The sequence below is a fragment of the Ruegeria sp. CDSA021 genome (assembly GCF_059612325.1).
Genome location: NZ_JBXWQJ010000015.1, coordinates 1 through 21,928, shown reverse-complemented (window position 1 = coordinate 21,928; position 21,928 = coordinate 1). Strand labels below are relative to the sequence as shown.

Annotated in this window: 18 protein-coding genes; 11 read left to right on the top strand and 7 right to left on the bottom strand. The window is 59.5% G+C overall.

Features of this window, described 5'->3' with window-relative positions; genetic code table 11:
• Positions 1-95 precede the first annotated feature (95 nt).
• The 6 genes from rfbF to AC2FLD_RS17885 all read left to right on the top strand — a co-directional run bounded on the left by rfbF (position 96) and on the right by AC2FLD_RS17885 (position 6,582).
• On the top strand, positions 96-869 hold the full coding sequence (rfbF, locus tag AC2FLD_RS17910; RefSeq protein WP_496672096.1) for a glucose-1-phosphate cytidylyltransferase: 774 nt from the start codon (positions 96-98) through the stop codon (positions 867-869).
• Positions 851-1,936, top strand: a complete 1,086-nt coding sequence (locus tag AC2FLD_RS17905; protein ID WP_496672093.1) for an NAD-dependent epimerase/dehydratase family protein — start codon at positions 851-853, stop codon at positions 1,934-1,936. The genes rfbF and AC2FLD_RS17905 overlap by 19 nt, the downstream gene beginning before the upstream one ends.
• Positions 1,933-3,165 carry a methyltransferase domain-containing protein gene (locus AC2FLD_RS17900; RefSeq protein ID WP_496672090.1) on the top strand — a complete coding sequence of 411 codons (1,233 nt, stop codon included), beginning with the start codon at positions 1,933-1,935 and terminating at the stop codon, positions 3,163-3,165. The genes AC2FLD_RS17905 and AC2FLD_RS17900 overlap by 4 nt, the downstream gene beginning before the upstream one ends.
• Positions 3,165-4,043, top strand: a complete 879-nt coding sequence (locus AC2FLD_RS17895) for an NAD-dependent epimerase/dehydratase family protein (protein WP_496672084.1) — start codon at positions 3,165-3,167, stop codon at positions 4,041-4,043. The genes AC2FLD_RS17900 and AC2FLD_RS17895 overlap by 1 nt, the downstream gene beginning before the upstream one ends.
• Positions 4,040-4,441, top strand: a complete 402-nt coding sequence (locus AC2FLD_RS17890; protein WP_496672081.1) for a GtrA family protein — start codon at positions 4,040-4,042, stop codon at positions 4,439-4,441. The genes AC2FLD_RS17895 and AC2FLD_RS17890 overlap by 4 nt, the downstream gene beginning before the upstream one ends.
• 104 nt (positions 4,442-4,545) lie before the next feature.
• Positions 4,546-6,582, top strand: a complete 2,037-nt coding sequence (locus AC2FLD_RS17885; RefSeq protein ID WP_496672078.1) for a B12-binding domain-containing radical SAM protein — start codon at positions 4,546-4,548, stop codon at positions 6,580-6,582.
• 10 nt (positions 6,583-6,592) lie between these two features.
• Here AC2FLD_RS17885 and AC2FLD_RS17880 read toward each other — a convergent pair whose 3' ends face one another.
• Positions 6,593-8,644 (bottom strand): glycosyltransferase family 39 protein, encoded by a 2,052-nt coding sequence (locus AC2FLD_RS17880; RefSeq protein ID WP_496672076.1) that lies wholly within the window; start codon positions 8,642-8,644, stop codon positions 6,593-6,595.
• The gene (locus tag AC2FLD_RS17875; RefSeq protein ID WP_496672074.1) at positions 8,641-9,624 is read right to left on the bottom strand and encodes a glycosyltransferase; all 984 of its coding nucleotides are present in this window, start codon (positions 9,622-9,624) and stop codon (positions 8,641-8,643) included. Before AC2FLD_RS17875 ends, AC2FLD_RS17880 begins: the two co-directional genes overlap by 4 nt.
• A gap of 241 nt (positions 9,625-9,865) precedes the next feature.
• On the opposite strand from AC2FLD_RS17875, the gene AC2FLD_RS17870 reads away from it, so the two are divergent.
• A complete protein-coding gene (locus AC2FLD_RS17870; protein WP_496672071.1) occupies positions 9,866-11,371 on the top strand; it encodes a PepSY-associated TM helix domain-containing protein in 1,506 nt (501 codons plus the stop codon).
• Positions 11,365-12,549 carry a glycosyltransferase family 4 protein gene (locus AC2FLD_RS17865; protein ID WP_496672068.1) on the top strand — a complete coding sequence of 395 codons (1,185 nt, stop codon included), beginning with the start codon at positions 11,365-11,367 and terminating at the stop codon, positions 12,547-12,549. The genes AC2FLD_RS17870 and AC2FLD_RS17865 overlap by 7 nt, the downstream gene beginning before the upstream one ends.
• 7 nt (positions 12,550-12,556) lie before the next feature.
• Here the strand turns inward: AC2FLD_RS17865 and AC2FLD_RS17860 are convergent, their stop codons facing one another.
• A complete protein-coding gene (locus tag AC2FLD_RS17860) occupies positions 12,557-13,825 on the bottom strand; it encodes a glycosyltransferase (protein WP_496672065.1) in 1,269 nt (422 codons plus the stop codon).
• Positions 13,826-15,262 carry a lipopolysaccharide biosynthesis protein gene (locus AC2FLD_RS17855; protein ID WP_496672063.1) on the bottom strand — a complete coding sequence of 479 codons (1,437 nt, stop codon included), beginning with the start codon at positions 15,260-15,262 and terminating at the stop codon, positions 13,826-13,828.
• Positions 15,263-15,569: 307 nt separating this feature from the next.
• On the opposite strand from AC2FLD_RS17855, the gene AC2FLD_RS17850 reads away from it, so the two are divergent.
• The 3 genes from AC2FLD_RS17850 to AC2FLD_RS17840 are packed head-to-tail and all read left to right on the top strand — an operon-like array spanning position 15,570 to position 18,737.
• Positions 15,570-16,496, top strand: a complete 927-nt coding sequence (locus AC2FLD_RS17850) for a glycosyltransferase family 2 protein (protein ID WP_496672060.1) — start codon at positions 15,570-15,572, stop codon at positions 16,494-16,496.
• 45 nt (positions 16,497-16,541) lie between these two features.
• Positions 16,542-17,984 (top strand): protoporphyrinogen/coproporphyrinogen oxidase, encoded by a 1,443-nt coding sequence (locus tag AC2FLD_RS17845; protein ID WP_496672057.1) that lies wholly within the window; start codon positions 16,542-16,544, stop codon positions 17,982-17,984.
• Positions 17,985-17,987: 3 nt separating this feature from the next.
• Positions 17,988-18,737: a polysaccharide deacetylase family protein gene (locus AC2FLD_RS17840; RefSeq protein WP_496672055.1), complete on the top strand. Its 750-nt coding sequence runs from the start codon at positions 17,988-17,990 to the stop codon at positions 18,735-18,737.
• Positions 18,738-18,740: 3 nt separating this feature from the next.
• Here the strand turns inward: AC2FLD_RS17840 and AC2FLD_RS17835 are convergent, their stop codons facing one another.
• The 3 genes from AC2FLD_RS17835 to AC2FLD_RS17825 form a co-directional block, all read right to left on the bottom strand.
• On the bottom strand, positions 18,741-20,282 hold the full coding sequence (locus AC2FLD_RS17835) for a GMC oxidoreductase (protein ID WP_496672052.1): 1,542 nt from the start codon (positions 20,280-20,282) through the stop codon (positions 18,741-18,743).
• Positions 20,279-21,058 (bottom strand): class I SAM-dependent methyltransferase, encoded by a 780-nt coding sequence (locus AC2FLD_RS17830; protein WP_496672050.1) that lies wholly within the window; start codon positions 21,056-21,058, stop codon positions 20,279-20,281. Before AC2FLD_RS17830 ends, AC2FLD_RS17835 begins: the two co-directional genes overlap by 4 nt.
• Before the next feature lie 13 nt (positions 21,059-21,071).
• A partial coding sequence (locus AC2FLD_RS17825) for an NAD-dependent epimerase/dehydratase family protein (RefSeq protein WP_496803725.1) occupies positions 21,072-21,928 on the bottom strand: 857 nt, incomplete at its 5' end.

Below are 21,928 nucleotides of genomic sequence, written 5' to 3'. Positions count from 1 at the left end.
TGCTTGCGAGTGTTTGTAGGATCAAGTCACATTGGGTTCGGGTTCAGGATCCGCAGATTGGTGGCTGGCTTCGTTGTTAACGAGGGAGCAATTTTATGAAGTGCGTTATTCTGGCCGGTGGCTTAGGCACCCGGCTCAGCGAAGAAACTGTCAGGATACCAAAGCCCATGGTTGAGATCGGTGGTAAACCGATCATCTGGCATATCATGAAAATCTATGCAGCTCATGGCATTACCGATTTCATCGTGTGCCTCGGCTACAAGGGCTACGTTATCAAGGAATACTTCGCGAATTTCTTTCTGCACAGCTCGGACGTCACGATCGATCTGGCCAATGGCGGACTTGAGATTGCAAACAGTAAATCGGAACCATGGCGCGTGACGCTGGTCGACACCGGCGAGGACAGCCAGACCGGGGGGCGGCTGCGCCGAGTCATGCATCTGCTCAAGGATGAAGAAGCCTTTTGCATGACCTATGGCGACGGGGTCGGGAATATCGATATCAACTCGCTGGTCGCATTCCACAAGAGCCACAGCAAACGCGCCACTCTGACGGCAGTCGTGCCGCCGGGACGTTTTGGCGCGCTGGAACTGGCAGGCGATCAGATCGAACGTTTTGCCGAAAAGCCGGGCGGTGACGGTGGCTTTATCAATGGCGGGTTCTTTGTGCTGCATCCTTCGGTTGGTGATCTGCTGGACGAGGACGGCGCGATCTGGGAACGCGCCCCACTTGAAACGATGGCCGCAGAAGGCGACCTGATGGCGTTTCGCCATAAAGGTTTCTGGCAGCCGATGGATACGCTCCGCGACCGCCGTCAGCTTGAGGCGCGCTGGCAGGCAGGCAATGCTCCATGGAAGGTCTGGGAATGACGCTGGGTTCCGCTCCGAAAATTATCCTGCTTGGCAATCTGGGCTATATTGGCCCGGTCGTGGCTGCGACCTTGCGGAAATCCTATCCCAACGCCAATCTGATCGGCCTTGATCCCGGTTTTTTCTCGGACCGGATGACCACACATGACGCGTGGCCCGAGCGGGTTTTGAACCAGCAGATCATCGCGGATATTCGCGATATCGATGCGTCACTGTTCCAAGGGGCGGATGCGGTTGTTGCGCTGGCGGCCATCTCGAACGATCCGATGGGTGCCCGGTTCGAAACCGTCACCACCGAAATCAATCAGGACGCCCTTGTCCAAGCTGCACATCTGGCCGCCGAGGCGGGGGTGTCGCGCTTTGTGTTTGCCTCCAGCTGCTCGGTCTATGGTTTCGCCGAAGGCGATGCACGATCCGAAGACGCGCCCCTGAACCCGCTGACCGCCTATGCCCGCAGCAAGATCGGGACCGAGCGCGCGCTGGCGGCCATGGACACGCCGGGGATGCTGCGCACCGCGCTGCGTTTCGCCACCGCCTGCGGGCCGTCGCCCCGGCTGCGGCTGGATCTGGTGCTGAATGACTTCGCCGCCTGTGCGGTCACTGCTGGCAAGATCACGGTGCTCAGCGATGGCAGCCCCTGGCGGCCACTGATCGATGTGCGCGACATGGCGCGGGCCATCGACTGGGCCATCACCCGAACCGAGGATGCCGGAGGTCAATGGCTGGCGGTCAATGCCGGGTCGGATGTGTGGAACTATCAGATCCGCGATCTGGCGCAGGCCGTGGCCGAAGCGGTCCCCGGGGCCAGTTACTCGATCAATCCCGATGCCTCACCCGACAACCGATCTTACAAGGTCGACTTTTCGCTCTACAAACAACTGGCACCCGAACATCAGCCAGTGCAGACGCTTGCAGGCACCATCCGGGATTTGTTGCAACTGCTGAACGATATCAACTTTGGCGATGCCGATTTCAGATCGTCCCCGCTGATGCGGTTGAAAGCGCTCGAAGAGCATATCCGCACTGGCACACTGAGCGAGGATCTGCGCTGGAGGATGCCGCAATGACACACCCCGCTTGCCGGAGCTGTGGCACAGCCCTGACCCAGACGCTGGTCGATCTGGGGCTTTCACCGCTGGCCAATTCCTATGTCCCGCCCGAGCGCGCGGGCACGGCCTGTCCGCGATATCCGCTGCATGCCTGGGTTTGCAACGACTGCTATCTGGTGCAGGTCGAAGATGCGGTGCCCGCGGACGAGATTTTCAATGCCGATTACGCCTATTTCTCCAGCTATTCGGACAGCTGGCTGGCCCATGCCAAGGCCTATGCCGAGAAAATGGTCGACCGGCTTGATCTGGGACCGGATGATCTGGTGATCGAGATCGCCTCGAATGACGGATATCTGCTGCAGTATTTCGTCGAGAAAGGCATCCCGGTTCTGGGGATCGAACCTTCGGGCAGTGTGGCAGCGGCGGCCGAAGAAAAGGGCGTGCGCACGCTGGTTGATTATTTCGGCGAAACGCTGGCGCAAAAAGTTGCTGCGGCTGAGAAACCTCCGGCGCTGATCGCTTCGGCCAATGTGCTGGCGCACGTGCCTGACATCAACGATTTCGTCGCCGGCATTGCCACGCTTCTTACGGGTAATGCGGTTTACACGGTCGAATTTCCGCACCTTCTGAACCTGATCAACGAAGTGCAGTTCGACACGATCTATCACGAGCATTATTCATATCTGTCACTGCTGGCGGTCGAGAAAATCTTTGCCAAGGCGGGCCTGCGTGTCTTCGACGTCGAGGAACTGCCCACCCATGGCGGTTCGCTGCGGGTGTTCGCCTGCCTTGAGGGTGCCAGCCACCCCGAAGGGCCCGGTCTGGCCAAAGTCCGCGCGGACGAGGCTGCGGCGCAGTTCGATCGCCCGGAAGGCTATATGAATTTCACCGGTCAGGTTGAAGCGCTGCGCGACGGGCTGCTTGGCTTCCTGCGCGAAGCAAATGCCAGGGGTGACACAATTGCCGCCTATGGTGCCGCCGCCAAGGGCAACACGCTGCTGAACTATGCCGGGATCGGCCCCGATCTGATCTCTTACTGCGTTGATCGCAACCCGGCCAAGCAAAACACGCTGTTGCCCGGCTGCCATATCCCCGTGCATGGGGTCGAAGCATTGCGCGAGGCACCGCCGGATTACGTTCTGATCCTGCCCTGGAACATCCGGGATGAGGTCACGGATCAACTGTCCGACCTGAAAGCACATGGCACCCGGTTCGTAACCGCCGTACCGGAGGTCAGGATCAGCTGATGGCACGGGTTCTGCTGACCGGCGCAACCGGATTGATCGGACGCGCGACAGCCATAGCTCTGACGCAGGTGGGTCATGAGGTCGTGACGCTGGGCCGCAATCCGGCCAGCGACATCCCCTGTGATCTGCTGGACCCCGACGCCACCTCAACAGCCGTTGAAGCAGCCCGCGCTAGTCATCTGGTGCATCTGGCCTGGCATGACGGGCCACGCGATCGCTGGACCTCTCCGGCTAATCTGGACTGGATGGCCGCTACATTGCATCTGGTACGGGAATTCGCGCGTACAGGCGGCCAGCGCGCGGTCTGCGCCGGAAGCTGTGCCGAATATGACTGGTCGGTACCGGAGCTGATCGAAGCAACGCCTTTGCGACCACGCACCTTGTATGGCGCAGCCAAGGCCGGAACCGGCATGGCACTGTGTGCGGGGCAGGATTCGCTTGGCCTTTCACTGGCTTGGGTCCGTATCTTTTTTGTTTATGGGTCCGGCGAACCGCCGGGGCGGTTGTTCGGCGACCTGATTTCGAACCTCAAAGCGGGCCAACCCGTAGATTGCACCGATGGCCTGCAGGAGCGCGACTTCCTGCATGTTGGTGATCTGGCGCGCGCCCTGTTGCGACTGTTGGAGACGAATGTGACCGGCCCGGTCAATGTCGCCAGCGGCACCGCAATCCCGGTCCGGGCCCTGATTGAAGAGGTCGCGAAACAAATGCATCACCCCGATCTGATCCGGCTGGGTGCGATCACGCGCGCAGCAGACGATCCTGCCCGGCTGGCAGCAGATGTAACCCGGTTGCGACGTGAGGCCGGCTTTGTACCGCAACATGACATCACCTCGGGCGTGGCAGACATTCTTAGATCCGAAGGGGGGCAGACGTGAAGAAACTGCTTGTTCCCCGAAAGAAATCCTTCATGCGCTTCGCTATGGTCGGCGTATTGAACACGGCGTTCGGCTATGCGCTCTTCACCATTCTCAATCTGTCTGGCCTGCCCCCGCAAGTCGCACTGGTTATCTCGTTTTCCGGTGGAGTTCTGTGGAATTTCATGACCCATGCCCGGCTTGTGTTTGACACCAAGGGCCTGGGTCGGTTGCCATTTTATATCCTGTCCTACCTGGTGGTTTATGCATTCAATGCCCTATCGCTGGAGGGCCTGTTGTCCATGGGATTTCAACCAATCATTGCGCAGGGAATGATCGTCCTTCCGGCCGCAATCTTAGCCTTCATCCTGATTTCCCGGGTGCTGACAGATCGCTTTCCATGGCAACAGGAGATGTAAAAAATGCTTGAATATAATATTCTGGCTTAAAAGCCGTTGAAGACCGAACTGACCATGGAGTCTGAAATTTGACATAAGAACTGTACCGCGAGGATAGTTAACTAATGCGTCTTTACCTTGCCGATCTCGGCCACAACCTCGTTACTGCAACATCGGACACCTACCCGCTGGGTGTCGGAAATCTTGCGACCTTCGCACAAGCTTATGCGAAAAGCCCAACACCGATTGATGTTGCGATCTTCCGTGACCCCCAAGAGCTCAAAACCGCAATCGACACAGCTCCGCCCGATGTGATCGGCTTTTCCAGCTATTCCTGGAATCACCATCTGGCCCTGTCCTTTGCCGACTATGTGAAAACGGTCAATCCCGACAGCCTGACCCTGATGGGTGGCCCCAACTTTCCGCTGACCGAAGACGAACAGGACAGCTGGATCCGGACCATGCCGCAGATCGACATGCATGTGCGCGGCCCCACCTATGAGGGCGAGCGCGCGTTCCTCAGCACGTTGCAGCGTTTCATCGATATCGGCGCCCGCCGCGAAGGCATGTGGGAAGAGGCCGTCGATGGCGCGCTTTACGTGCACCCCAAAACCGGAGAGATCCTGCGCGGGGGCGAACCGCCCCGCATCCGTGATCTGGACGAGATCCCCTCGCCCTATCTTGCCGGGTTGATGGACAAGTTCTTTGACACGGGTCTGTTTGCGCTGATGCAGCTGGCCCGTGGTTGCCCGTTCACCTGTGCTTTCTGCAATTCAGCGGTCAAATCGAACTCGAAAGTCTTCCGCCATTCGTTTGAGCGGACCAAGGCCGATCTGGATTACATTGTGGCCCGCATCAACCATGCCAGCCCGCTTTGTTTTGCTGACGACAATTTCGGCATGTATGTGCAGGATGAAGAGGTGGCCGATTATCTGGGCCATCTGATGGACCGGTACGACTGGCCCAAATACATCCGCACAACCACGGGCAAGAACCGGGGCGACCGGATCATCAAGGTGATGCGCAAGGCCAAGGGCCGGTTGCCGATGACCTCGTCAGTTCAGTCTCTGAATCCGGAAGTTCTGAAAAATATCAAACGCGACAATATCAGCCTGGACACCTATACCGAGGTACAGCAGGAGCTTCATTCAAAGGGTATGCAATCCTATGGCGAACTGATCCTGTGCATGCCCGGTGAAACCAGGGAATCCTTCATGGATGCCGTCGATCAGCTAATCGAGACCGGCGTCAGTCGGGTGGCTGCGCACCAGTTGATGCTGCTGCATGGCGCACCGCTGGCCAATCCCGACAGCCGCGAGAAATTCGGCTTCAAGACCCTTCACCGGGTCGTCGCTCGCTGCCTAGGTAAATATAACGGTCCGACCGTGGTCGAAACCGAAGAGATGGTAGTGGAATCTGAGCAATTCTCGTTCCAGGATTACCTGGACACCCGCGTTTTCCATCTGCTGCTGACGATCTTCTATTACGAAGACAATTTCGAAGAAGCCTTCCGGCTGGCGCGGTCCCGTGGCATCCGGCCCTTCCTGATCGTCAAACACATGCAGGAGATCCTTGATCAGGCCCCCCAGCCCTTCCGGGATGCGGTGGCCGGTTATCTGGAGGAAAACCAGCAGGAGCTGTTCGAAACCCGCGCCGACTGTGTCGCCTGGGCGCAGGAAAATTATGACGGCCTAATCAGCGGTGAACTGGGGGGCAATCTGCTCAGCAAATACTCGATGATTGGCCGGTTCATCGTGCTGGATGAAGCACTTGATTTCCTGAAACGGGCCATTAGCGACCTTCTGGACAAGGACGACCACAAAGCGCACAAGATGCTCGACACGATCATCAATTACTACAGCGCTGTGATGCTGCATGTGCCTTTCTCGGAAACCCTGGAACATGAACCCGTCTGGAGCTCGTCCTTCGATGTCGAGGCCTGGCGGAATTCGGGATATGAAGGCGTGCTGCAGGATTACCAGTTCGATGCGCCCCGCGAGTTCCAGACCCAGGTCGATCAACGGGTGAAAACCACCCTGCTGTCACGGATCGAAACCTTTGGCGAACATGCCTCGGGGCTGGGCCGGTTCACCCGGACGATGTTTGCCAAGGATTTCCGGCGCAACTTCGTACCGAGTGAAAATCAGCATGCCGCCGAATAGGCCCACGGGCCTATTCACCGTCTCCCAGATAGACAATCTCGCGCCCAGGGAAGGCTGCGATGATGGCTGCGTTCTGCTCAGGGCCCATATCGCGCAGGAAAATCGGCTTGCCCTTGGGCAGGAACGGGTCGTTGAGATAAAGCGCTGATCCGATATTGGCATTTGTTGAGACAAAGACCAGAGCATTGCTCAGCTCTGCGGCCTGTGCCTGACGTCTGATGTCTCCGGTAAAGCCACCGTATCCATCGTATTTCGAAACCCCACGCCATGAGGTGAAACTAACGACCGAGACTGCGCAAAGCAGCATGACGATACAGTGCAGACGACCGTGATACTGTTCCGGTAGCCGGTCTTTGACCGCCTCGATCCCAGCCGCTGAAAGAACCAGAAACGGCAAAAGTGCCGTATGCCAGTAACGTGGCCCCAGATAAAAAGTGCCGGTAAACCAATAGAAGAACAGCACACCCACAAGGGTCAAAAAGATCACCAACATGGCCCGGTCGAATCCGGTCAGGCGCTTGCGCCAGATGAAGACAATCCAGATCGGGATCAGTGACCCGAAGGTCCAGCCCAGAAGTTCAAGGTTGAGCGAGGCAATCCCGTTGATCAGATTCAGCAGACCCTCGGCCGGGCTGTGACCAACCCAGATATCCAACGCGCCCCAGCTTTTGGCGGGTGGTCCCACATTGGGACCAAAGCCGAACGCATTTTTCGTGTCGGGCCAGAGCCGGCTCAGGTAATCGGATTGCGGGGTCAGCAGCACATCGCCGGTGGTTCCATAGTTGAGCAGCAAAAAGACGGACCCGGACAGGACACCGCCCACGGCGCAGGCCAGCACCTGCCCGACCCCTCCGGGCAGACGGCGCAGCAGCCACAAGCCAGTCAACCCTCCGACAATCAGTGCGTCCAGTGGTCGGGTAACAAAGCTCCATCCCAGCGCAAGTCCGGCAATAAATGCCAGCAGGATCGCCCGCTGCGCCGAGCCTTCTCCGGCCCGGATCAGGCACCACCAGGCCAGAAGCACCACGACCAGCATCACGGAATGCGTCATCAGCGTGGCCCCGACGGCCAGCACCCAGGGCGAGGTTGCCATCAGCAACGCGACCATATCAGCACGTTCACGACTGATGGCACGACGGACAATGTCATGGGCCAGCCAGACCGATATCCCGGTCAGGATCGGGTTGATCACCCAGGGAGCCCCCATCAGAACCCCAAGGCTCAGAACAATGGCCCAGCCTTGCGCCGGGACACTGATCCATTTGCCCTCATGCACCTCGAGAAGATAATATTCCAACGCGGGTTGCGCAGCTTCGGGTGGGACCGGAGCCCAGAGCGTACCAGCCGCAAAGGTCCGTGCCTGAAAGAGATAGGCCAGTTCATCCTCGACATGGGGCACGCGGTCGAACGCGGTCCAGGCAAGGATCGCACTGGCCACCGCCGCAAAGGCCGCCAGAGCCGTAACTGGTATACGCGGCATGCGATCGGGGCCTGCCACAGCGAACATGGCGACCAGCGTGGCCATCTGAACAAGGGACAATGCACCACCAACACCGATCTGCAGTCCAAACGCCATGTAATAGCCATAGGCCACATAAGGCGTTGCGGACAGGCAGAAGACCGCAACCAGAACTATCAGAAGAAACAGGCGGACAATCCCCGCTCCGGCGACAAGACCCCTAACGGCCTCCCGGCCTGCAGGGCGTGTCAGAACAACGCCCGCCAGCACCGCCTGTGCGGCCAATATCATCAGCATAATCAGGTTTTCAGGCGGATCAGCAGAAATCTCAAGCCGCGGAAACCAGAGCGGTTGAGTCAACCACAGCCGGGCGGAACTGCCCAACAGAACCAGAGCGGCCAGCGCCCCAAACAGAGGTAATCCGCGCGACCAGAAGGCTCCGATAAGAACCACTGCAGCCGCAGCCATAACCATAAACCACATGCGTAACTCGGCCAGCGTGGCATTGGTGACAGGCGCATCCACGGCCCAGGCAGGACCTGCACACGCGCAGAACACAAGAGCAAGGCAGGGCCATTGCCACCGGATTGTCTGCGCGATCATGCCAGATGTTCTTCTCTGGCCAGAGCGGGGTCCCGAGCGGGACCTTCGATATTGATACGTTCCTGCTCGGTGACGATGGGTCCGCCACGCACCTGATTATGGATCGAGGTGATGTATTCCCCCAACATCCCGATGAACAGCATCTGAATGCCCGACAGGAAAAACAGGGATACGATGATGGTCGTCGTCCCGCGCGGTGCCTGATCGGGATTGACGAAAAACAGCACCACTGAGATGAGCGAGAACAGGATACAGGCAATCGCGATCACCAACCCGCTGATTGTACAGAACCGCATCGGGGCCCGCGTGAAGGAGAAGATCGCATTCAACGCCTGATCGATCAGCGCCATCAGGCTGTGTTTTGATAGCCCCTTGGCACGAGCCTTCCAAACATAAGGCTTGATGATCCGACGGAAGCCACAGCTTGCGATGATGCCACGGATGTAGGGATAGTGGTCCTTATGCGCCAACACCGCCTTCAGAACCTTACGATCGATCAGCTGAAACTCTCCGACCGACGGCTCCAGCCAGACATCCGACAACCCGTTGACGATCCGATAGAAAAGGCCGCGTGCGTTGCGCATCACGAACCCTTCTTCGCGGGTGCTGCGGGCACCGGCCACCACGTCATAACCGCTTTCCCACAATTCGACGAATTCAGGGATCAGCTCGGGCGGGTCCTGCAGGTCAACGGGCAGCATGACGACAATCCCGTCGCCGGTCGCATAGCGCAGCCCGTTGAAGGTTGAGCGGAACACCCCAAAATTGCGGGCATTGACCACGACCTTCACGTCCTGATCCTGTGCGGCGATTTCGCGCAGGATTTCCACCGTCCGGTCAGAGGAGGCATTGTCGATAAAGATATGCTCGCGCCTGTAGCCCGGCAGCTCCTTGTCGAAAATCGCCTTTACGGTTTCATAACAATTCGCCACGTTCTCTTCTTCATTGAAGCATGGCGAAACAATGGAAATTGTTTTCATAGCTTTATTTAACATCAAACAGCACCGCTTACCCCACCAATACTCGGGTATAATCATACCATCCCGCGAAGATCGGGATTCGCCAACACTTAACCCGCAGGAATGGTATGAAATAATGCGCGCATATCACCACAGAGGTGGGCGAAATCATTTTTCCGTGGCAACAATACCCTGCGGCTATTGTTTCCGTTAAAGCGACGTCCGCTAATATTTCACGTGATTGTAAGCAGGCAAGACGCAGATGAACCGTAAACTACGAAATTCACTCTTCAAACTTCACACTTGGCTGGGACTTCATCTATCACTCTTTTTCGCGTTCATGTTCCTTACGGGCACTTTGCTTGTTGCCAGCTTCGAACTTGAATCAATCGGCCGCCCGGACATCTGGACCACGATCGACAAGGAAGAGCGTACCGCCAGCTTCGGCATGATCTATGACGGCATCAAAGAGACCCACCCCGAGAGCGGCATTTTTCTGATGATCAAGCGTCCAACCCCCTGGTTTGCGGATCGCACTTTCGGTCGCACGGGTTGGGGAGAGAATATCAGTTTCTGGACAGACCCGGTAACCGGTACCATCGTCGATGAGACGCGGCCCAATGGGTTTCGCGATATCCTGCGGAACCTGCACGACACCTTCCTGACTGAGAAGCGGATCGTGTTCATGCTGGTCAGCGCCACATCCGTGATCCTGCTGTTTCAGATCGTCAGCGGCCTCATCACCTATCGGCGTTTCTGGAAAGGGTTTTTCCGCTGGCCCAGCCGTGCTTCCGGATTGCGCACATGGGCGGGCAGTACACATCGGCTGACAGCTCTATGGTCAGCGCCACTCCTGATTTTGACCGCCGTGACCAGTTTCTATTTCCTATTGGGCAGCCTGGGGTTTGAAGGCACCCAACCACAGCCCAAACCACCCGTCCCGCGTGAAACCGTTCTGCCTGCCAATTTCGGTTCAGACCTTATCGATCAGGCCGAGGCCAGCGCCCGCGACGCGCTGCCCGGGTTCGAGCCGTTCATCATGTTCCTGCCTGATAAACCCACTGGCTCTTTCGGTTTCACAGGGCATGTCGCAGGACAATCGGGATTTTTCGGACCAGGTAATGTATCAATCGATCCGGTAACACTCGAAGTTCTGGGGGCTTACACGGCAAATGAGGTGAGCGGGCTCGCCTACTGGAAACCTCTTATGGACATGCTGCATTTTGGCACATGGGGTGAGGCATATTCGATGGCGCTGTGGATCGTCCTCGGGCTGATTACGACCTGCCTCGCCGTCACCGGCGCTTTGATTTTTGCAGGCCGACTTGCCCCCGAAGCGGCGCATCTCGGTCCGATCAGGCGGATCTGGCGAGGCATGGGATGGACCCGGTGGGCGTATTTGCTGCTCATGATGGGTGTTATAGCGGTTGCTGTTCTCCGCTTCGGCCCCGGATCCCATTCTAAAACCAGCGCGTTTGCAGTTGATGCGCCGCCCTCGGCGGTCTGGATGCTCATGCACGCACCACTCAGACGTGACACCCCCCTGGATATCGAATTGCGGATCAGCGAGCCCGATGTCGAAACCGTATCCATCGAATTCAATGGGAAGGAGGTGCAGTCGCTTGAGTTCATGCAAACAGGCGAGACTGCCATAGCATCTTTTCAGCTACTGCCCTCGGACATGGGAAACACCATCGTTGCCCATCTGCAAAAACCGGATACAGACACAAGAACCGCCACCTTCCGCCTAGGACGACCCCTTTGGTAAGCGAAGCCCCGCCGCCTTTAATCAACCGGGATGCTCAGCCCGCCGGGTTGTGTATCCTGCAAACCTGTTCCTTCTTCTCCTTCGGTGGGGGCATTCAACGCCATATCAATGACCTCAGCACCTCGCTGATGGCACACGGGCACAAGGTAATCAAAGCCGGAACCCCCGGAAAAGCCACTGCCCCCGAGGATGGCAGTCTGTTTTTGCCGCTGCGGTTCGACCGTGTCAGCGATCACGCTGCCAACGGCCAGCTTGGCCTTGTGACGCGGCTTTACTGGCTAGCGCGCTCGGCGCTGACCCTGCGGCGGGCGCTCAAGGCACATAAGGTCGATGTCATCCATGCCCATGAAACTGCCCCGCTTCTGACAGCCCGCCTGGCCAGTCTGGGGATGGGGATCCCCATTGTGATGACCTATCACGGCTCGTCGCCCGACCGTCTCAACGCGGTGGCCCGCGCCTGCCGGCAGCAAGCCGATCTGGCGATCTGCCCCAGCGAAACCGTCATGCAATCCCTGCTGGAACGCCAGGTCGATCCCGACAAGGCGCGGGTGATGCTTTTGGGGGTACGCCCCAACCCGCCCGCCGATCCGGCCGCTGCGGAGGCCCTGCGGCGTGAACTGTTGGGCGAAGATGGCACACATCTGGTTCTGTCCTTGTCCCGTCTGGACCACCAGAAGGGCCTCGACGCGATGATCGATGTGGCCCGGCGTGTGCGGCGGGATCTGCCCGGTTTGCGGATCGTTGTCGGGGGCGAAGGCGTGCTGCGCGGTCAGGTCGAAGCCTGGGCCGAAGAGGCCGGGGTTTCAGACATCATCCGTTTCCCCGGTGTGATCTCGGATGTCGCCACCCATCTCGCGGCCTCTGATCTTTATATGCTGACCTCCCGGTGGGAGGCCCTGCCGATTTCAATTGTAGAGGCGTTCCGCGCCGGGCTGCCGGTGATCGCCACCGATTGCGGCGGTGTGCGTGAATTGGTGGATGGCGATGTCGGGCGCCTGTGTGCGGTCGATGATCTTGATGCCCTGTCTCAGGCGCTGCGCGATCTTTGCACCGACCGCGCCGAATATGACCGGCTAAGCGCCAATGCCACGGCCCGCGGTGCAGAAGACAGGTTTTCGCCAGCCCATGTGCATAGCGGATTTGAAAAGCTGTATCGGCAGCTGGCCGGGCGGGGATAATCCCCGGTCAGTCCGCCGCGCCGTTCTCAAAAGCACCAGCTTCCAAGGCATGGGCCAGATCGGCCCGCCCTGCACGATGCGCGGCCTGAGCAAAAGCCGCGCCGAACCGGCCCAATACCTGATCTTCGCGCCAGAGCGTCTCAAACCCGTGCCGCGCCGCTGCCGCCATCTGATCCCGCGCGGCGCCTCCGTCCTGAAAACGGCGGATGGCTGCGATCAGGTCATCCTCGGTTTCGAACAGCTCTCCACCCCCTGCCCGTTCCACGATCTCGGGGAACGGACCCAGCCGCCGGGCGATAACCGGCGTACCCAGCCGGAAGCTTTCGATCAGGATGATGCCGAAGGTTTCATAACAGACCGAGGGCACGATCAGCCCCAATGCACCACGATAGTAAGCGTTCAACTCGTCAGGCGTCTTGCGGCCCAGGAATTTGATCCGGTCATTGCCTGCGGCCTGTGCCTTCAGCTCATCCGCGTAATCGCCATCGCCGAGGATCAGCAGATCCGCGTCGGGATAGCGGTCAAAGGCCGGGAACACATCCTGCAACCCTTTGATCTTTTCCAACCGTCCGACAAACAGGAAATAGGGGCGGTCATGCGCTGCCGGTTCCGGCAAGGCGCTCTGATCCAGGTCGGGCAGGAAATAGGGCAACACCTGCATGTCCTGCCGCAGGCCGAACTCGCGATGCTTGGCGCGGCTGAATTCGCTTTTGGCGATGATCAGATCCATATGATCCAACGCCCGGTCCAGCGCACCCGTATAGCGCCAGAGCTGCGGTGGGCGTTTGTAATTCAGCACACAGCGCAGGCACTGGCGATCGTCACACAGCTCGTGCCCGTGCCGCCACAGAACATGGGTCGGGCAGACCAGCCAGTGCTCATGCGCCTCATAGACTTTCAACCCCTCGCCCATCGGCAACAGGCCCGGTCCGCCGATCAGGGATGTGTTGTTGTGCCAGATGATATCCGGCTTCCGCTCGGCCAGAATCTCGCGGATGCGGGCGGCGTGCACAACCGGGCGGCCCAGTTGCTGGGTCAGCAGGTTCGACATCACGCCGTTGCGGCTGCGCAGCCCGATCCGCCGCACCCCGTCGGGGTCACCTTCGGGCTGGGGTTTGCCACCAAGGATCAGATAGCTGTCTTCGTCATGCACCACCGTCACGTCATGCCCGCGCGCCACAAGCGCCCGCGCCATGCGCTGAATGCCAATGGCATCACCACCAAAGGAATACGGGGGGTAGAATGTGGTGAACATCAAAATGCGTAACGATTTCATCTATCTCTCAATTCCTTGAGTGTCAGCCGCAGGCAGGTGCCCGCCTTGCGGCCCAAACATCGAAACCAGCAGGTACAACCTGTCCCGCTGGAGCAAAAAAGCCAGCAAACCATAGGCAAGAACACCCGTCACCGTGCCGGCAAGTAAAAGCAAAGCCAGAGACAGGCCGTCCAGTTGCCACACGACCCCCTGCACTGCCGCCGCCATCCCCCCTGACAGCAGGAGCGGCGCAAGATGCTGCCGCATCAAAGTCAGGCCGGACAGCCCCGCAATATGTCCCAGATTGGCAAATTTGAGCGGCCAGACCAGCAGAAAGACAGCCACAAAACCGGCCGTGACGACCGGCAATCCGTAAGGGGCGAGCGCCGCGATCACTGCCGCCGCCAGCGCCACCTCGACCCAGGACAGGATCGCGAGACGCCCCGCCTGACCTGCCGCCAGACAAAAGGTCTGCTGCACCTTTTCGGCGCACAGATATATGCCAAACACCGACATCAGGCTCAGGACCGGAGCGGCGGGCGCCCATTTCTGACCGAACAGCAGCACCAGCGCCGGTTCCGCCAGAACCGCCAGCCCGGCAAAGGCCGGAAAGGCCAGAAACCCGGTCAGGCGCATGACGTCGATCAGCAAATCCGTCGTCTGACCACCATCGCGCGCTGCCGCACCAAAGGCAGGCTGCGCCACGGTGCGCAGCGGTGTGATAATCAGGAACGAGGCGGTCTCGATCACACGCCAGGCAATTGCATAATACCCCGCCGGCACCGGCCCCAGCATCGCGCCGATGATTACCGCAGGCGACTGCACCGCAGCCAGTTCCGCCGCGCGCAGGCCCAGAATACGGTGACTGAAATGCAAGATCCTGTGCATGTGATCCCGCGATGCGTGGAACGTCGGGCGCCAGGATACCGCCCCCCAGGCCATCACGATATTGGTGGCCGTCATCACCAGCCGCTGACCGACCAGGCTCCAGACGCCGTATCCCGCCAGCGCCATGCCAATGCCCACGACCCCTCCGACCGCCGCGCCAAGTGCTGCACGGATAGCCAGAACTCGGAACTGCATTTTCCGGCGCAGGATCGCCACCGGCACCGCCGTCAGTGAAAGCATCAGCACCGTTGGGGACAATCCGATCAACAATTCACGCGCAACCGGCTCATTGTAGAAATATGAGACCGGTCCCGCGCCCAGATACAGCGCAACCGTCAACACGCCCCCCAGCAGCGCCAACAGCCAGAAAACCGAGTTCAACCGCTCTGGTGACAGCGCCTCACGGGTCAGCAGAATGTCGGAAATCGTCTCGCGGACCAGGAATTCGGAAAACAGCACAAAGGCCGCCACCATCGCCAGAAGGCCAAAGGCCTCGACCCCTAAAATGCGGGCAAGAATGGCAAAAATGATAAAATTGAACGCCTGCTCGACCCAGATCCCAGCCGACATCCAGGCAACTCCGCTGCTGAAACTCTGCCGCCCTGACACCCGTTTCCTTCCTGTTGCCCGAACCCCGCCAAGTGCCGATGGACACATGGCTCAATCACTCACACCTGTTGCGCACAGTATACGTAATTACAAACTTGACGCCTTAACGGTCGAATTTGGTCAAATTTATTGTCTATGTTCAGTCTGTACGTGTTCGAATACTATACGCAATACAGGGAATTAAGCCCGTCGCGCTCTATGCACCATGCAAACCATGCAGCAGGGTCTAGGGCAGGGACTATTAAGTGAATAAAAGGTTTTCATTTTCATGAACAAAGTCGCAGAGCCGATGGAGACGAACAGCACCACACCCGAAGAGCTGATCGCATCGGAAACCGCCGGCATGAGCCTGAGCGTGGTCATTCCCGCCTATAACGAGGAAAACGCCGTCCGCCACACGGTCGAAGATGTGCGCACCCATCTCGAACCGCTGGGCATTCCTTACGAGATCATCGTGGTAGACGATGCCAGTCAGGACAACACCCGCGCCGAGGCCGAGGCCAGCGGCGCCACCGTCACCTTCAACGACGTCAATTCCGGCTATGGTGCCAGCCTCAAGCGCGGCGTGCGGATGGCGCAGCATGAATATGTGGCCATTCTGGACGCCGACAGTACCTATCCCGCGCGTTACCTGCCGGGCATGCTGGCGATGTGCCGCGATCAGGACATGGTCGTGGGCGACCGGGGCGCGGCAATGAAGAACGTGCCGTTGCTGCGCAGACCAGCCAAGAAATTCCTGTTCGCCTTTGCCTCGTTCCTGGCCGAGCGCAAGATCAACGATCTCAACTCGGGCCTGCGCGTGTTCCGCAAATCCGAACTGATCCCGTTCCTGCCGTTGCTACCGCAGAATTTCTCGTTCACCACCACAATCACGCTGTGCATGACGTCGAATGGCAAGCGGATGATCTATACGCCGATCGAATACGGCAAACGGGTGGGTAAATCGAAAATCCGGCCGGTTGATTTCATCAATTTCATCATCCTGATTCTGCGCATCAGCACCTTGTTCAACCCGTTGCGGGTATTCATTCCGCTGGGGTTGGTGTTCTTTGCATTGGGTGGGATAAAATTTGTCGTCGATATCACCTATCTGAACCTCAGCGGAACCACAGTGTTCGCCTTCCTTGCCGCCATCATGATCTGGTCGCTTGGATTGATCGCTGACATGATCTCGCGGCTACATCTCAGACCGTGAAAGACGTGGCGCAAACAGTCCAATAACAGCAAAGGAAGCGTGCACGTGACAGACGTCTCTTCTTCTGATGGTAGCACCGACAAGCCTGAAATCATTATCCTCGGTGCCGGGCCCGCCGGTCTGGCCGCGGCCCATGCCCTGACCGGGCAGGCCAAAGTGACCGTGATCGAACGCGCGCCCAGTGCCGGGGGCAATTCGGCCTCGTTCCCGATTGAGGGCGTGATCTGCGATTATGGCTCGCACCGGTTTCATCCGGCCGCAGAGCCCGAGGTTCTGGCCGATGTGAAAGCGCTGCTGGGGGACGATCTACTGCTGCGTCCACGCCATGGGCGCATCCGGCTGGGCGGCAAATGGATTCACTTTCCGCTGAAACTGACCGACGCGCTGATGCGCCTGCCCAAACCCTTTGCCGCGTCGCTGATCGGGGACATGGTGCTGAAGCCCTTCCGCAAGAAAAGCACCGGGCCCGAGACATTCTCGACCGTGCTTTATGACGGGCTGGGTCCAACGATTTCGGACAATTTCTATTTCCCATACGTGCGCAAGCTTTGGGGTCTGGACCCAGACAAGCTGGCGGTGAAACTGGCCGAGCGCCGGGTCGGCAGTGGCTCGGTCGGCAAGATCCTGATGAAGATGTTGCGCCTGTTGCCGGGGCTGCGCAGCGAAACGGCGGGTCGGTTCTTTTATCCGCGCAAGGGGTTCGGGCAAATCTCGGACGCGATGCGCAACAGTGCCGAAGCCAACGGCGCCACCTTCCTGTTCAACACCGAAATCACCGCCATCGAACGGGACGGCAACCGCATCACCGGGTTGACGATCCGCAACGAAGATGGCGAACGACACATGACCGGCGATCTGATCCTGTCGACCATTCCGCTGACCGGGCTGACGCGCTTGATCAGCGACCCTCCGGCAGAGGTGGTCGAGGCCGCCCGCGCGATCCGGTTCCGGGGCATGATCCTGCTGTACCTGGTGCTGGAGACAGACCAGTTCACCGAGTTCGATGCCCATTACTTCCCGGAACTGTCGATCCCGATCAGCCGCATGTCGGAGCCCAAGAACTATAACGCCAGCGGCACGCCAAAGGGCGTCACCGTGCTGTGCGCCGAACTGCCCTGCGACCCGGATGAGAAATGGTGGTCCATGTCCGACGAGGAACTGGGGCAGGAGTTCACCAAATGGCTGGGCCAGCTGGGCCTGCCGGTCACGGTGCCGGTGCGCCGCTGCGAAACCCGGCGGCTGAGCCATGCCTATCCGGTCTACGATGTGGGCTATGAAGACCGGTTCGATACGGTCGATCGGTGGCTCTCGGATCTGGACGGATTGCTCGTATTTGGACGGCAGGGCCTGTTCGCCCACGACAATACGCACCACGCCTTTGCCATGGCCTATGGCGCGGCGGATTGCATCGACGACAAGGGCAATGTCGACCGCGCGAAATGGAACCGCTATCGCGAGGTCTTTGCCACCCATGTGGTGGAAGACTGACCCATGCCCGCCTGGCAGGCCGATATCCTGATGTATCATTCGATTTCGGATGCGCCGGGGCCGACCTCGATTGCGCCAGACATCTTTGCCGCACAGATGCAGGCGCTGGCGGCATCCGGCCTGCCGGTGGTGACACCGGACGCGCTGGCCAACCCGCCAGCCCCCCGCGTGGTCATCATCAGTTTCGATGACGGATTCCAGGACTTCGCCGATATCGCCTGGCCGATCCTGCGCGATCACGGGTTCTGCCCGATCGTCTATCTGCCCTCGGGCCTGATGGGCGGCACCGACAGCTGGGCCGGGGGCAATATCCCGCCCCGCCCCCTGATGGATTGGGACAAGGTCGAGACGCTGGCCAGTGAAGGGGTTAGCTTTGGCGCGCATAGTGTCAGCCATCCCGATCTTTCCACATTGGATGCGCTCATGCTGGAAGAAGAAGTCACCGGTTCCGGTCAGGACATCGCCGCCCGGCTTGGTCAGCCTGTCCGGCATTTCGCACCGCCATATGGCGCGTCGAATCCGAATGTACGCGCACAGATCGCCCGGCATTACGACACTTCGGTCGGAACAAGGCTGGGCGTGGCCGGGCCAGGGGATGACATCCACGACCTGCCCCGGCTCGAGATGTTCTATTTCACCGACATCGCCCGCTGGCAGGCTCATCTGGCCGGACGCGGCGGGTCCTATTTGGCGGCCCGCAAACTGATGCGCGGCGTGCGAAGCGGGCTGAGCAGGGTGCTGCCCATCAACTGAATGTCAGACTTCGGGTGCAAGCGTTCCGATCCGGTGGGCATTCGCCATCACACTGAATGTAATTGTCGTGGCCGGGATGGTCGGCAGGACAGAGGCATCAACGACGTGAATGCGCGTCGCGCCATGCGGGCGCCCCAGCACATCGCTTTCACCCGGGCCCGGGTCATCTGACATCGGCAGATCACCTCCGACATGAAAACTGGCCCCCGGCGCCCCGAACCGCGCTGCAAAAGACAGGCTGGTCAGACCAAGCCCCCGCAAGGCCCGGCCATAGCGCGCAAGTGCGGCGCGCATTGTCTCGGCGGTTGCGGGATTTTCGTTCAGTTCCGGGCGTAGCCGCCCGTTCTCTGTCAGACGCAAGGCTATTTCATGCGAATGATCGGAATGCAGGAAAACCTGCGCCACGATCAGACGTCGGGCCAGGGCCTCAAGCAGCGGCCCGCTGCCGGGTATCCGGCGGCCATAGTTCTGTTTCAGATCCCGGGCGTAATATTCGTTCCAGGTATAGATCTGCGCGTGAACCAGTTGCCGCGATACGGTCGGGTCATCCAGTTCGGCAAAAAGCTGCGGCAGCGTCTGATAGGGCAAAACATCGGGCCGCCTTGGCACACGCCAGCGATGCAGCATCGGCAGAAAGGCCTGCTGGCTGTCTTTCAACACCAGCTCCTTGCCCCGCAAGCCGGGTGACGCCAACAGGATGCGTGCGCTTTCCAGCACCCCGGTGGCCAGAAACACCCGGCTTCCCCGGACATCACTGCCATCTGCCAGAGTGACGACAACCTCATCGCCTTCCTCGCGGACCTGCCGCACCACGTGATCCGCACGGTAGGTAAAGCCCGGCTCTGCCTGCAACACCGCACGGGTCTGTCTTGCAGACCAGATCAGCGACCACGGGCACCCGTGCAGACACAGCCCGCAGGTCTGGCATCCCGATCCAACCGCCTGACGTGCCAGACCGACATGCATCCCAGCCCCCTGCAATGCCTTCGCCTTCTGCCTGGACCGGGCCAGCAGCATCTCGGCCTGCGCGGTTGGCGGAACGGGTATTCGGCCTGTCATATCGCAGGCGGGAAAGAGATTCTGAAGCCCATCCTTTTGCCCGGACACAGGCATTATTTCCGCCACCGCCCTGTAATGTGGGGCAAGATCGTCGGTCGTTATGGGCCAGTCGTCGATATCTGCCTGCCGATACGGCAAGACCGCAGCGCCCCAGACATTGGATAGCCCGCCCGCCGCCCGCGAGGCGCGCAAAACAAACCAATCCGCCCCTTCCGCCAATATGCGCGCAGGTGAGGCCAGCGCATAACCTGTTCCATAGCGCCACACCTCGCCTTCCGGGGCCTGAAACTGAGGTTCCATCCAGGCTGTACGCGCCTCAGCGGTCCAGTCTTCGGCGCGGGTTCGGGACATCTGCTGCACCCGGTCCGTGACCCCGGGCCCTGGTTCCGCCCCGGCATCCAACATCGTGACTGTTCGTCCCCGCGCCAGCAAGGCCCGGGCAACGGAAACCCCGGCTGGTCCGGACCCTATGACAAGATCGCTCACTGCGCCTTTACTGCCCGGACCAGAACCAGCATTTCATAGTTGGGATCATGGGTGGACAGTTCTTCGAGGGCAATTTCACTGGCCCCAAGGCCATGCAGGTTGCAGATGCAGGTAAAGACATTGCCAACGGTCGACACCTCGACATTCTCTGCCGGAAAGACCGCCCGGAACAAATGGCGCTTGGACTGGCTGGTGAAATGCCAGTACTCGCCCCAGTCGTCCACCCCTTCGCGCCGCGCCACCCGGGTCATGCCGTGCGAGGTACACAGCACCACACCACCGGGTTTCAGAATACGTTCGAGTGTTGCGATCGCTTTGCCCACTTCAAAGATCATCTGCAGGGTCTGCGTGATGATGATGCAGTCAAAACTGTTGTCGGGAATATGCGGCGCATCGGTGATATCCGCCACGATAGTCGCTTGCGGATTGCCCTCGACATAGCTCAGCACATCCGCCTGCGTGACCCGGTCGCCGCCAAATTTCTTCGTATAGGCCGGATCGCCGAATTCCAGAACCCGACCACGGATGTCGTCACTGTGGTTTTGCAGGAACTCTTCCATGTAGTGGCGTTCTATGGTCAGCAGATCGCGATCCTGCCCGAAAACGGCACTGATCGGTGACAACCGCCGCAAGCCGCCGAAATCCACCGACCCAACCGGGGTCGACTGAAGATTGTGCAATCGCTGTTGCTTACGGATCCATTTGCGCAGCCGTTCCGGCAGCAGCACGGTCGCGGTGTCGCGCACCAGCTTTTCAACTCTTTGTCCCGGTGTCATCGTGTTTGGCTCTTCATGCGTAAGCTTTGGCGCGTTTCTCGGCCATGATGTCAGCGATGATGTCGTCCAACGTGCGCGCCGGGCTGAAACCGGTAAAGCGCCGCAGCTTCGAGACATCCGGCAGACGGCGGGCCATGTCTTCGAACCCTTCGGGATAGACCTCTTCATAGGGCACCAGACGGATCTCGGATGCGGACCCCGTTGCGGCAATCACCTTTTCGGCCAGCCCCCGGATCGTCACTTCCTGCTCACCACCGATATTGAAGACCTGCCCCCGGGCTTCGGGAACATCGAGCAGACGCATAAGCGCCTCGATCACATCGGCCACATGGCTGAAACAGCGCGATTGCTCGCCGGTGCCATGAACCTGAATCGGCTGGCCAGCCAGGGCCGCTTCGATGAAGTTCGGAACAACCATGCCATAACGCCCGGTCTGGCGCGGGCCGGTCGTGTTGAAAAAGCGCAGCACGACCACCGGCAGATCCACCTCTCGCGCATAGGCCAGCGCCATGAACTCGTCCAATGTCTTGGCGCAGGCATAGGACCAGCGCAGAATGCTTGTGGCGCCGATCGTCAGATCGTCATCTTCGTTGAACGGGAATTTTGATGCCTTCCCGTAAACCTCGGAACTGGAGGCAATGAAGACCAGTGGTTTATGACGCAGAGCCGCGCGCAACACGTTCTGCGTGCCGTCAACATTGGTCGCAATCGACTGGCTGGGCTGATCCATGATCAGCTTGACCCCGACGGCGGCAGCCAGATGAAACACCGCGTCGGCGGCCCCAACCAGCTGTTCGACCAGCCCGGAATCCAAGACGCTGCCTTCGACAAAATGAAAGGCGGAATGATCCTGAACAGAAGACAGGTTTT